This window comes from Leptothrix toolikensis (SeqCode), from assembly GCF_057922285.1.
This window is the reverse complement of the sequence record NZ_JBYSVC010000029.1, coordinates 16,641-28,202: the sequence shown is the minus strand read 5'-3', so window position 1 is coordinate 28,202 and position 11,562 is coordinate 16,641. Positions and strand designations below refer to the sequence as shown.

Sequence of the window (11,562 nt, the reverse complement as noted above, 5' to 3'; positions counted from 1 at the left end):
CACCGGCCCTTCGACCGAGCTCAGGGCGAACGGGCAAAAAAGGCTCAGCCCGAACGGTCAAAAGTCGCTCAGCCCGCCCGCCGCGCAGCCAAGGCGTCGAGCAACTTGCTGTGGATGCCGCCGAAGCTGCCGTTGCTCATGCACAGCACGTGGTCGCCGGGGCGGGCGAGTTGGAGGGTGGTGGCGATGGTTTTGTCGATGCTGTCGCAGACCTTGGCTTGGGTGCCCATGGGGGCCAAGGCTTCGGCGGCGTTCCAGCTCAAACCGCCGCTGTGGCAGATGGCCAGATCGGCTTCTTCGAGCGCCCAAGGCAGTTGGGCCTTCATGGTGCCGAGCTTCATGGTGTTGGAGCGTGGCTCGAACACGGCCAAGATGCGGCCGGCCCCGACTTTGCGGCGCAGGCCGTTGACGGTGGTGTGGATGGCGGTGGGGTGGTGGGCAAAGTCGTCGTAGACCTTGACGCCGTCGGCTTCACCGCGCAGCTCTAGGCGGCGGCGCACGTTTTGGAACTGACCCAGCGCTCGGGCGGCGTTGGTGGGGGCCACGCCCACATGCTCGGCGGCGGCCATCGCGGCCAAAGCGTTGAGCTGGTTGTGTTCGCCCAGCAAGCTCCATTCGACCCGGCCGATTTGCTGGCCGCTGCGCAGCACCTCAAAGGTGTGCGGCTCGCCCCGGGCGCGCCATGTGCCGGGCTCTTCTTTCTTGCCGCCAAAGCGGATCACTTCGCTCCAGCATCCTCGGGCCAAGACGCGCTGCAAGCTTTCCTCGCGGGCGTTGACCACCAGCCGACCGCTGGCGGGCACGGTGCGCACCAAGTGGTGGAACTGGGTTTCGATCGCGCCCAGATCGGGAAAGATGTCGGCGTGATCGTGTTCGAGGTTGTTGAGGATGGCGGTGCGCGGCCGGTAGTGAACGAACTTGCTGCGCTTGTCAAAAAAGGCGGTGTCGTATTCGTCGGCCTCGATGACGAAGGGCGCGCTCTTCCCGCCGAGTCGGGCCGAGACGCCGAAGTTTTGCGGCACGCCGCCCACCAAAAAGCCCGGCTGCAAACCGGCGGCCTCCAGTACCCACGCCAGCATCGAGGTGGTGGTGGTCTTGCCGTGCGTCCCGGCCACGGCCAGCACATGGCGGCCTTGCAACACATGTTCAGCCAGCCACTGCGGACCGCTGGTGTAGGGCAAGCCTGCGTCGAGGATGGCTTCCATGAGCGGGTTGCCACGGCTGACCACGTTGCCGATGACGAACAGATCCGGTTTCAAGGCCAACTGATCGGCCGTGAAGCCTTCGATCAGCTCGATGCCCAAGGCCCGCAGCTGATCGCTCATGGGTGGGTAGACGTTGGCATCGCAGCCAGTGACGCGGTGACCAGCTTCACGGGCGAGGGCGGCCACACCGCCCATGAAGGTGCCGCAGATTCCGAGGATATGGATGTGCATCGGGGCATTTTACGGAGCGCCGATGAAGGGCCCCGTGCGACTTGGCCGGTGTCACGCAACGGTCATCAAACTGCCACAGGCGTGTCATGGTGGCCCCGCAGACTCGCGTCGAAACCACCGAGGAGATCGACATGAGTGAACTGCCCAACCCCATGCTGCCGCTGTCATCCGATATGTTGCCTCGGAGGTCACTTCATCCAAGCGGCCTGGCTGCGCCGATGCATTCAACAACCGCACAAAGCCCTCAGGGCGGCCCTTTGGAGGTGGTTTGGGCCAAGCATCAGGATGAAGTTCGCGAAGCCCAGCGTCTGAGGTACGCGGTTTTTGCGGGCGAGATGGGTGCTCGGCTGACCACGCCGGTCGAGAACCACGACATCGATTTCTTCGACGATTACTGCGAACACCTCTTGGTGCGCGATGTCGCCAGCCAAGAGGTGATTGGCACCTATCGCCTGCTCACCCCGGCGCAGGCCCGCCGTGTGGGCGGTACGTACAGCGATACCGAATTCGATCTGGTGCGCCTGTGGGCACTGCGTTCGCGCATGGTCGAACTGGGCCGCAGTTGTGTACACGCCGACCATCGCCATGGCGGCGTGATCTTGGCGCTTTGGGGGGCCTTGGCTGAATTCATGGTGCGCAACCAGTTCGACAGCATGATCGGCTGCGCCAGCATTCCCATGAAGCACAACGGCATCATGGGCGGCCAAGCGGCAGCGAGCATTTGGGAGCAGTTGCGCCAAACCCATCTGGCCCCGGTCGAGCTGCAAGTGCGTCCGCGCTTGCCCTTGCCGCTGGATCATTGGGCTGCGAAGGGTGGGCCGCAGGTCGAGCCGCCGGCTTTGATCAAGGGCTACTTGCGCTTGGGGGCCAAAGTGCTGGGTGCGCCGGCATGGGATCCAGACTTCAACACCGCTGATTTGCCCATGTTCATGCGCATCAATGATCTGCCGGCCCGCTATCGCAAGCACTTCTTGCGCTGAGTTGTCACCGTTTTGTCACGCAGATTGGTGACACTCGCGTGCCTATTTTTAACAGGATGCCATGAGCGTCTCCCGACCCGACCCGACCCCGCCGCATCCTTTCTTGGATCGCGACCACAGCATTCTTGCCTTCAACGAGCGGGTGCTCGATTGGGCCCGACGGCCCGAGGTGCCGCTGCTGGAGCGGCTGCGTTTTTTGTGCATCGTCTCCTCCAACCTCGACGAATTTTTTGAGCTCCGGGTGGCGGCCAGCTTGGCCACGCTGCGCGGTGTAGGCGGCAAACCTTCGCACGGCGCGGCCGCTGCTTTCGACGCCCTCTCCCAAGCTGCGCATACCCTGGTGGATAGCCAGTACAGCCTCTACAACGAGGCTTTGATCCCGGCTTTGAAAGAGCAAGGCATCCGCGTGATTGCCCATGGGGAGCGCAATGCCGCGCAGCGCCGTTGGGTCAAGGACTACTTTGAGCGCGAAGTCCGGCCCTTGCTGGTGCCGGTGGCGCTGGACCCCGCCCATCCCTTTCCGCAGGTGGCCAACAAGTCGCTCAACTTCATCGTCCATCTGAGCGGCAAGGATGCCTTTGGGCGCGACAACGATATCGCCATCGTCAAGGTGCCGCGCGTGCTGCCGCGCATGATCAAGATGCCCGCCAGCCTCAAGGGCAGTGCGACGACCAAACATCTGTTTGTGTCGATCTCCAGCGTGATCCGCGCCCATTTGGTCGATTTGTTCACCGGCCGCGAGGTCAGCCATTTCTCGCAGTTCCGCGTCACACGCCATTCCGACTTGGCGGTGGATGACGAGGATGTGAAGAACTTGCGCACCGCCCTGCGCCAAGGCTTGCAACACCGCCATTACGGCGAGGCGGTGCGGCTGGAGGTCTCGGCCGGCTGCACCGAATATTTGGCCGACTTTCTGCTGACGCACTTTGACCTCCCGCCGCAATCGCTTTACCGCGTGCATGGCCCCGTGAACTTGGTGCGTACCAACCAGTTGATCGACTTGGTGAGCGAGCCTGCGCTGCTGTTTGCGCCTTATCAGCCGAGCTGGCCGCAGGATTTGACGCCGGGCCAATCGTTTTTTCAGCGCCTCAAGCAAGGCGATGTGCTGATCCACCAGCCCTTTGAAACCTTTGATGGCGTGCTGGCTTTCCTGCGCGAGGCGGTCCACGACCCGCAGGTCTTGGTGATCAAGCAAACCATTTATCGTGCCGGGGCCGACTCAGAAATGATGGCCTTGCTGCGCGAGGCGGTGCGCCGTGGCAAGGAAGTCACGGCGGTGGTCGAGCTCAAGGCGCGCTTTGACGAAGAAGCCAACATCAACTGGGCCGAGATGCTGGAGTCGATTGGCGCGCAGGTGGTTTACGGCGTGGTGGGCCTCAAAACCCACGCCAAAATGCTTTTGGTGACGCGGCGTGAAGGCAAGGTGCTCAAGCGCTACGGCCATCTTTCCACCGGCAACTACAACCCGCGCACCGCCAAGCTCTATACCGACTTCAGTTACCTGAGCGCCGATGAGGCCCTTGTGGCCGACATGGATCACGTCTTCATGCATCTGGCCAGTCAGATGCGGCTGCCCAAGCTGCAAAAGCTGCTCTTGGCCCCGTTTTATCTGCACAAGAAGATGATCGAGAAGATCGAGCGTGTTGGACTGGCGGCCACGCAGGGGCAGGATGCTCGCATCGTCATCAAGATGAATGCGCTCACCGACGAAGGGCTGATGAACGCCTTGATCCGAGCGGGCAAGCAAGGGGCCAAGATCAACTTGATCGTGCGCGGGGCCTGCATGTTGCCCGCGCAGGTGCCCGGTGTGACCGACAACATTCAGGTGCGTTCGGTGATCGGCCGCTTGCTGGAGCACTCCCGGGTGTTTTATTTCCGCGCTGGCGCTGAAGAAGACGTGTACTTGTCGAGCGCCGACTGGATGAGTCGCAACATGCTGCGTCGCATCGAACTGGCTTGGCCGGTGACCGATGCTCGGCTGCGCCAACGCATCTTTGATGAGTGTTTGGTGGCTTATCAGGCCGATACCCAAGATGCGTGGAACTTGGGGGCTGACGGGCGCTACACCTGCGTCAGAAACGCCGAAGATGCCTCGCCCCACAGTGCCCAAGCGGCTTTGATGGCCCTTTATGGTCCCACGAGCAGTGCGGCATGACGACCCGAGAACCACGATGGATCTGATCTTCTGGCGGCACGCCGAAGCCCACGACGCCTTGGAGGGCGGCAGCGATTTGCTGCGCGCGCTCACCCCGCAAGGTGAGCAGCAGGCGGCCCGGATGGCGCTGTGGCTGAATCGTCATTTACCCGCCGATACCCGCATCCTTGCCAGCCCCGCGCGGCGCACCGAGCAAACGGCGTTGGCTTTGGATCGACCGTTCAAGCTACACGCTGAGCTGGCCCCGACGGCCAGCTTGGCGCAGTTGCTGGCGCTGACCCAAGGCCCGAACCTGCCCTCAACCGTGCTGATCGTCGGCCATCAACCCACGCTGGGCCAAGCCATCGGCCAGCTCATCGGCTGCAAAGCTGGCGCGTGTTGCGTCAAGAAGGGCGCGGTCTGGTGGCTACGCAGTCGCCAGCGCGGCGGTGTGAACCAAACCGTGCTGCTGAGCGTGCAATCCCCCGGGATGCTGCCCGAGACGCTCTAAGCCGACTCAGGCCGGCCGGTCTTGATGGCGGGCACATCGCGCAAGGCGGCCAAAAAGGCCTCGTCCGACAGGGCCGCCAAGGCCTTGATGCCCGCGCGTAGCACTTCGCTTTTCTTGGCCGGTTGAGCCAAGGCGGCAGCGCGTTGCTTCAAGGCATCGAGCACGGCGTACTCGCCCTTGGGGATGGTGAAGCTGTCGCGCACCAGCTTGGGCTTTTTGGCCTTGTCGGCCAAGGTGGCCTCCAAGGGGGGGGTCTCGACCGGGGGCACGATCACCACCGGCTTGGCGACTCGCTTGCGCGCGCGCGGCGCGGGCTTGCTGGCTTCAGGAGCCGCGATGGGCGCGGCAGGCACGGACTTGCTGAGTGTCTTGGGCATGATGGAGCTTTCTTAAAACGATATAAACAGTATAAACCGTATATATCGTTTAAATCATGCCATCGCCAAGCTGAACCCCCAGGGCATTTTTTGCCAAGCCATCACTTCTTCGCGCAACAAATGGGCCGATTGCGGAAAACTGCGCGTCCAGTTCGCCGGGCAGCGCAGGGTGTGGTGGTGAGGATCCAACGTTAGCACCAAGTCTTGAATCACCGGATCACGCCGAGCGTGGCAGAGGATGACGGCCAAGCGCAGGCACAGGATCTGGCTCCAAAAGGCCGGGTCTTGGGGGGCGGGATCAAGCTTTTTCAGCCGCCCACGGTGCCCGAACACCAGTTGGCTCAGGCGGTGCAGTTCGGCCACCGAAAAGCCGGGCGCATCAGCGTGGTCGAGGATGTAGGCCCCGTGGCGGTGATAGCTGCTGTGGCCGATCTGGCAGCCAATTTCGTGCAGTTGCGCCGCCCAGCCCAGCTTGCGGGCTGAGCGCGGGTTCTCGACCGGGCCCAGATCCAGTTGGCTGAGCAGTTGGGTGGCGACGGTGGCCACCCGCTGAGCTTGGGCGGCATCGACTGCAAATTTGCGGGCCAGCACGGCCACCGTGGTGCTGCGCACATCGGTTTCGATGTGCTCGCGGCTGAGTAAGTCGTAGAGCGCCCCTTGGCGCAGCGCGCCTTGGGCGGCTTGCATCTCGCGGATGTCAAGCAGGTCGAAGACCGCGCTCAAGACGCTCAAGCCGCCGCCAATCACGGCGCGCCGATCCTCTTTGAGGCCTTCGAGCCGCAAGCGGTCCATGCTCGGTGCTTTGATAAGGCGCTCGCGCAGCCAAGCCAAGCCTTCGCGGGTGATGCTCCCCTCGGGCCAGCCGGCGGCGGTCAGCACGGTGCCCACTGCACCGATGGTGCCGGAGGAACCGTAGGCCACGTCCCAGCGGTTGCGCGGATAGTTCACGGCGGCTTCGTCGAGCACCGCCTTGGCGGCGATCTCGGCGCGCTCAAAAGCGGCCGCGCTGAACTGGCCGTCGGGGAAGTAGTTCATCGACCATGACACGCTGCCCAAGCGGTACGACTCGACTTGTTCCGAGCGATAGGCTTGGCCCAAGATCACTTCGGTGGAACGCCCACCAATATCCACCACCAAGCGGCGCTCATTCGATTGCGGCAACAGGTGGGCGACGCCCAGATAGATCAGGCGCGCTTCTTCGCGGCCCGGGATGACGTCGATGGAAAACCCCAGCAACTCGCTGCCGCGTGCCAAGAACTCGTCGCGATTGCGCGCTTCGCGCAGGGTTTGGGTCGCCACGGCGCGCACCTGCTTCTTGTCGAAGCCTGCAATGCGCTCACCAAAGCGCGCGAGGCAGTCCCAGCCGCGCTGCATGGCCTCAGGGGTGAGCTGGCGTTCAGCGTCAAGCCCATTGCCGAGGCGCACGGTTTCCTTGAGGTATTCGGTGCGCTGGATTTGGCCGTGAGCATGGCGGCCGATTTCGAGGCGGAAGCTGTTGGAGCCGAGGTCGATGGCAGCGAGAAGGAGGTCGTTTTGCATGGCTTTGCGCGTTGGGTCGGGCAGCATAGCACCCGGCCTTGACGGGGCGACTAGACTGATGACCCCTTCGTTTTCGGATCTCCCATGCGCATCGGTTTGCTTACCGGCGGCGGCGACTGCCCCGGCCTTAACGCGGTGATTCGCTCGGTCACCAAGTCGCTTATCAACTTGTGCAGTGCCGAGGTGATCGGCATCGAGGACGGTTTTCTGGGCCTGATTGAGCGCCGGGTGCGGCCGCTTGATTGGCGCGCGGTGGGCGGCATTTTGGCCACCGGCGGCACGATTTTGGGCACCAGCAACAGCGCCACGCCTTTTGCGTGGCAAGGGCAGGATGTGTCACCCGCTGTCATGGCCTACGCCGCTGAGTTGGGGCTGGATGGCTTGGTGGTGATCGGTGGTGACGGCACGATGACGATTGCCGAGCGCATGGGCCGTCTGGGTTTGCCGGTGGTGGGCGTGCCCAAGACCATCGACAACGACATCGAAGGCACCGAGCGCAGCTTTGGCTTCGACACCGCCGTGGCCACCGTGACTGAAGCGCTGGAACGGGTTCAAACCACGGGCCAAAGCCATGGCCGCGTGATGATCGTCGAGACCATGGGGCGCTACGCCGGCTGGATTGCGTTGGAAGCCGGGGTGGCTGGGGCGGCGGACATCATCCTTATCCCGGAAGCCGAGTACGACATCGAGACCGTCGCCGCCGTGTGCCGCGAGCGCGAATCGCGCCAGCGTTTCACCGTGATCTGCATCGCCGAAGGCGCCAAGCCCGTGGGCGGCACTTGGACGGTGGACCGGCGCATCGAGGCCTCACCCGATCCGATCCGCTTGGGTGGCGTGGCGCACGCCTTGCGCGAACAACTCCAACCCCATCTGCGCAGCGAGGTGCGCGCCACCGTGTTGGGCCACGTCCAGCGTGGCGGCTCGCCCACGCCGTTTGATCGTGTGCTTGCCACCCTCTACGGCCACCACGCGGCCCACTTGGTCCGCGACCAGCAATGGGGCCAGATGGTGACGCTCCAAGGCGGACAGCTCGGCAGCGTCCCCCTCAACCACGTCGCCGGCCGCAACCGCCTCGTCGCCCCCACCCACCCCTTGTGGGTCTGTGCCCGCGAGATCGGGGTGTCGTTTGGGGAACTTAGCCGACCTTGAGCATCGTCTGCATGCCGACCCATTCGCCACCGGGGGCGAGCATGACGGGGTTGGCGATGCGGGCGGCTTCGATGCAGATCATGTCGCGCCAGCCTTCGGGAGGCATGTCGGCCATGCGGGCGCAGGCCTCGGGGCCGGGGTTCCAGATCACGGCGTCTTCAAAACCCTCCCAGCCGACGCGCACCTTTTGACCAAGACCGCGCAGCAGCAGCGGCTGCGGGGCGGCCCAGTAGATGCGGTCGGTGGCTTGGGTCATGCTGCATACATCGGTCCATTGCTGGCGGGTGGTGCCTTGGAGCTTGTCTTCGTAGGTGCAGTCTTGCAGCCCTTCGACTTGCGCCTTGAGCACGTTGTCGCAGCGCAAGTAGGTGTGCAGCGCGGCGGTGAAGTCAAAACTGGTCTCGCCGGGGTTGTTGACGGCCAGTTCGATGTCGATGCGTTGCTTCGAAATGCTGACGGTCAGCTCCAAGCTGAAGGCGTGCGGCCATTCAGCGCGGGTAGCGTCGTTGTCTTGGAGCGAGAGAACGGCAAAGGCGTGCTCGCCGCGCACCCCAGTTTCTTCGAGCGTCCAAGCGTGCAAACGGGCAAAGCCGTGGCGTCGCCCGGGGCCTTGGTCAGAGAACTGCGGAAAGATCACCGGCACGCCACCGCGCACTGCCTTGCCGGGCGCGCAGTCGGTGAGGGGCGAGAGATAAAGCTGCTCCTCGCCGCCTGCCGGTTGCCACGCAACGAGGTGGGCTCCGTGAAGCAAGATGGTGGCGCGGGCACCATCGGGCGAGCGCAGTTTCACGGCCGGTGCATCGGCCAAAGCACTGGGGCCGAGGTGGGTGGCAGCGTTCATCAAAGCTGAGCCAGCACGTCGCGGGCGGCGGCCAGCGTGGCGTCGATGTCCTCAGCCGTGTGGGCAGCGCTCACAAAGCCGGCTTCGTACAGCGCGGGGGCCAAGTAGACGCCGCGATCCAGCATGCCGTGGAAGAAGCGGTTGAAGCGCTCCTTGTCGGTTGCCATCACGACGTTGTAGTTCTGCGGCAGCTCGGAGGCAAAGAAAAAGCCGAACATGCCGCCTTGGCATTCGCTGACCAGCGGCACACCGGCCGCTTGAGCGGCAGCTTGCAAGCCGTGGGCGAGCTGCGCCGTGCGGGCCGAGAGGGCTTCAAAGAAGCCGGGCTTCTTGATCTCACGCAGCGTGGCCAGACCGCAGGCGGTGGCCACCGGGTTGCCCGAGAGCGTGCCAGCTTGGTAGACCGGGCCCAGTGGTGCGAGCTGCTCCATGATGCGGCGCGGGCCGCCGAAGGCTGCCAGCGGCATGCCGCCGCCAATGACCTTGCCGAAGACGCTTAGATCAGGGCGGAAACCGGGGATCAGTTCGGCGTAGAGGCTCTGGGCGCTGCCGAGCGCGACGCGAAAGCCCGACATCACCTCGTCAAACACAAACAACGCGCCGTGCTGGTCGCAGAGTTCGCGGATGCGCTTGACGAAGGGCACGCTGGAGCGCACGAAGTTCATGTTGCCGGCGATCGGCTCGATCATCACGCAGGCGATTTCGTCGCCTTGGGTGCGGAAGGTTTCTTCGATCTGCTCGACGTTGTTGTATTCGAGCACCAAGGTGTGCTGCACCACCTCGGCAGGCACGCCGGCGCTGGTGGGGTGGCCGAAGGTCGCCAGACCTGAGCCGGCTTTGACCAGCAAGGCGTCGGCGTGGCCGTGATAGCAGCCCTCGAACTTGATGATCTTGCTGCGTCCGGTGGCACCGCGCGCCAAGCGGATGGCGCTCATGCCGGCTTCGGTGCCGGAGCTGACCAGACGGATCTGTTCGCACGACGGCACCAAGCTCAGGATCTCTTCGGCCAGCTCAATCTCACGCTCGGTCGGCGCGCCAAAGCTGAAGCCTTCTTCGATGGCTTTACGCACTGCGTCCAGCACCGCTGGGTGACCGTGGCCGAGGATCATCGGGCCCCAAGAGCCGATGTAGTCGATGTAGCGCTGCCCTTCGGCATCCCACATGTAGGCCCCTTGGGCCCGGGTGATGAAGCGCGGGGTGCCACCGACGGCACGGAAAGCCCGTACGGGCGAATTGACGCCGCCAGGGATGGAGATCTTGGCGCGGTCGAAGAGCTGCTGATTAGTGGACATGGCGAGGGCTGGGGGCAGAGTCGGAAAGGCGGTCATCGGGGGTTTCTTCACCCGCTTCGGCGTCGGCGTCTTCTTCAGGCAGGGCCCAGAAGAAGCGGTCAGGAATGACCTGGCCCATGCCGGGGCGGAAGCCAGCATCAAGCGCTTGGTCGAGGAACGCCAAGGCTTCGGCCACAGCGGTGGGCAGATCCAATCCGGTGGCGATCAAGGCGGCGATCGAGGCGGACAAGGTGTCGCCGGCACCGACGAAGGAGGTCTCAAAACGCTCGAACTTCTCGCCCGCGATGGCCCCTTGGGGGGAGGCAAGGATGTTATCGATTTGGTTGTTCGGCTTGCCCTGAGGCTGCAAGCCGGTGACGAGCACATGGCGCGTGCCGTGCTCGGCAGCGGCCACAGCCAGTTCACGCACGGAGGGCGTGCGTTCGGATTCCCAGTCGGGCAGAAGGAAATCGGTGAGCGTCTTGTGGTTGCCGACCAACACTTCGGTCTGCGGCAGCACCAGTTCGCGCAGCGCGTCGTGGTAGGACTGAAACTGATCTTCGTCGTCGATCCAACTCAGGTTGGGCAAGTAGGTGATGAGCGGCACATCGGGGTAGTCGGACAGCACCTCGGCCACCGAGCCGATGGTTTCGGCCGAGCCCAAAAAACCAACTTTCCATGCGGCAATGGTGATGTCTTCCAGCACCGTGCGGGCCTGTTCGACCACGGCTTCAGCGTCGATCAGGGTCTGATCGAAGATCTCGCTGGTATCGCGCATCAGGATCGTGGTCACCACTGGCAAGGCATGGGCACCCATGGCGGCCATCGTGGCAATGTCGCCCGCCAGCCCGCCAGCTCCGGTGGCATCACTGGCATTGAACGTCAGCACACACACGGGAGCTTGGGAAAGCTCGGCGGTCGGGTCTTCGGGGAGAACGGGAGTCGGTGCAGGGCTCATCAGCTGTGATGCGATCGGTCAGGGACCGATCAGCATGTCCTTGTATGGTGCGTTGGGCGGCAGTCTTTCGTTCGCCATGAACGAAAGGATGTTGTGTAGGTGCCCACGAACCTTTGCTCATCATGCAAAGGCTGTCGCTACAATCCTCCGTCATTGTAGACAAGCTCGCTTCTTAGGCGGGCCATGCGTGTATCCCTTATGCATACTTGGATGTGTTTAATCTGTGGCTGGATCTATGACGAGGCTGCGGGTGCTCCCGAGCACAAGCTTGCGCCCGGTACGGCGTGGGCTGACGTGCCCATGAACTGGACTTGTCCAGAATGCGGTGCCCGCAAAGAAGATTTTGAAATGATCCAGATCTAGTCC

The 11,562-nt window shown here is 63.6% G+C and carries 11 protein-coding genes; 5 read left to right on the top strand and 6 right to left on the bottom strand.

Annotated elements, in window-relative coordinates; translation table 11 throughout:
* Positions 1-68: 68 nt before the first annotated feature.
* On the bottom strand, positions 69-1,436 hold the full coding sequence (gene mpl, locus AC3VI7_RS06320; protein WP_489669690.1) for a UDP-N-acetylmuramate:L-alanyl-gamma-D-glutamyl-meso-diaminopimelate ligase: 1,368 nt from the start codon (positions 1,434-1,436) through the stop codon (positions 69-71).
* Between the two features lie 131 nt (positions 1,437-1,567).
* On the opposite strand from mpl, the gene AC3VI7_RS06315 reads away from it, so the two are divergent.
* The 3 genes from AC3VI7_RS06315 (at position 1,568) to AC3VI7_RS06305 (ending at position 5,061) form a co-directional block, all read left to right on the top strand.
* Positions 1,568-2,416 carry a GNAT family N-acetyltransferase gene (locus AC3VI7_RS06315; protein WP_489669695.1) on the top strand — a complete coding sequence of 283 codons (849 nt, stop codon included), beginning with the start codon at positions 1,568-1,570 and terminating at the stop codon, positions 2,414-2,416.
* Between the two features lie 61 nt (positions 2,417-2,477).
* The gene (gene ppk1, locus AC3VI7_RS06310; protein ID WP_489669689.1) at positions 2,478-4,571 is read left to right on the top strand and encodes a polyphosphate kinase 1; all 2,094 of its coding nucleotides are present in this window, start codon (positions 2,478-2,480) and stop codon (positions 4,569-4,571) included.
* A gap of 16 nt (positions 4,572-4,587) precedes the next feature.
* A complete protein-coding gene (locus tag AC3VI7_RS06305; RefSeq protein ID WP_489669688.1) occupies positions 4,588-5,061 on the top strand; it encodes a SixA phosphatase family protein in 474 nt (157 codons plus the stop codon).
* Here AC3VI7_RS06305 and AC3VI7_RS06300 read toward each other — a convergent pair.
* Positions 5,058-5,438 carry a hypothetical protein gene (locus tag AC3VI7_RS06300; protein WP_489669687.1) on the bottom strand — a complete coding sequence of 127 codons (381 nt, stop codon included), beginning with the start codon at positions 5,436-5,438 and terminating at the stop codon, positions 5,058-5,060. The genes AC3VI7_RS06305 and AC3VI7_RS06300 overlap by 4 nt on opposite strands.
* Positions 5,439-5,492: 54 nt before the next feature.
* On the bottom strand, positions 5,493-6,977 hold the full coding sequence (ppx, locus tag AC3VI7_RS06295) for an exopolyphosphatase (RefSeq protein ID WP_489669694.1): 1,485 nt from the start codon (positions 6,975-6,977) through the stop codon (positions 5,493-5,495).
* An 84-nt stretch (positions 6,978-7,061) separates the two neighbouring features.
* Between ppx and AC3VI7_RS06290 the strand changes: the two genes are divergently transcribed.
* Complete coding sequence (locus tag AC3VI7_RS06290; RefSeq protein ID WP_489669686.1) at positions 7,062-8,126, top strand: 6-phosphofructokinase; 1,065 nt, start codon at positions 7,062-7,064, stop codon at positions 8,124-8,126.
* On the opposite strand, the gene AC3VI7_RS06285 is transcribed toward AC3VI7_RS06290, so the two are convergent.
* The 3 genes from AC3VI7_RS06285 to thiD are packed head-to-tail and all read right to left on the bottom strand — an operon-like array spanning position 8,113 to position 11,196.
* Positions 8,113-8,967, bottom strand: coding sequence for a D-hexose-6-phosphate mutarotase (locus AC3VI7_RS06285; protein ID WP_489669685.1), 855 nt, complete (start codon positions 8,965-8,967; stop codon positions 8,113-8,115). The two genes, AC3VI7_RS06290 and AC3VI7_RS06285, sit on opposite strands and share 14 nt — an antisense overlap.
* A complete protein-coding gene (hemL, locus tag AC3VI7_RS06280; RefSeq protein WP_489669684.1) occupies positions 8,967-10,259 on the bottom strand; it encodes a glutamate-1-semialdehyde 2,1-aminomutase in 1,293 nt (430 codons plus the stop codon). Before hemL ends, AC3VI7_RS06285 begins: the two co-directional genes overlap by 1 nt.
* Entirely contained in the window at positions 10,249-11,196 is a 948-nt protein-coding gene (gene thiD, locus AC3VI7_RS06275; RefSeq protein WP_489669683.1) for a bifunctional hydroxymethylpyrimidine kinase/phosphomethylpyrimidine kinase, read from the bottom strand. Before thiD ends, hemL begins: the two co-directional genes overlap by 11 nt.
* 210 nt (positions 11,197-11,406) lie before the next feature.
* Between thiD and AC3VI7_RS06270 the strand changes: the two genes are divergently transcribed.
* The gene (locus AC3VI7_RS06270) at positions 11,407-11,559 is read left to right on the top strand and encodes a rubredoxin (protein ID WP_489669682.1); all 153 of its coding nucleotides are present in this window, start codon (positions 11,407-11,409) and stop codon (positions 11,557-11,559) included.
* Positions 11,560-11,562: the final 3 nt, after the last annotated feature.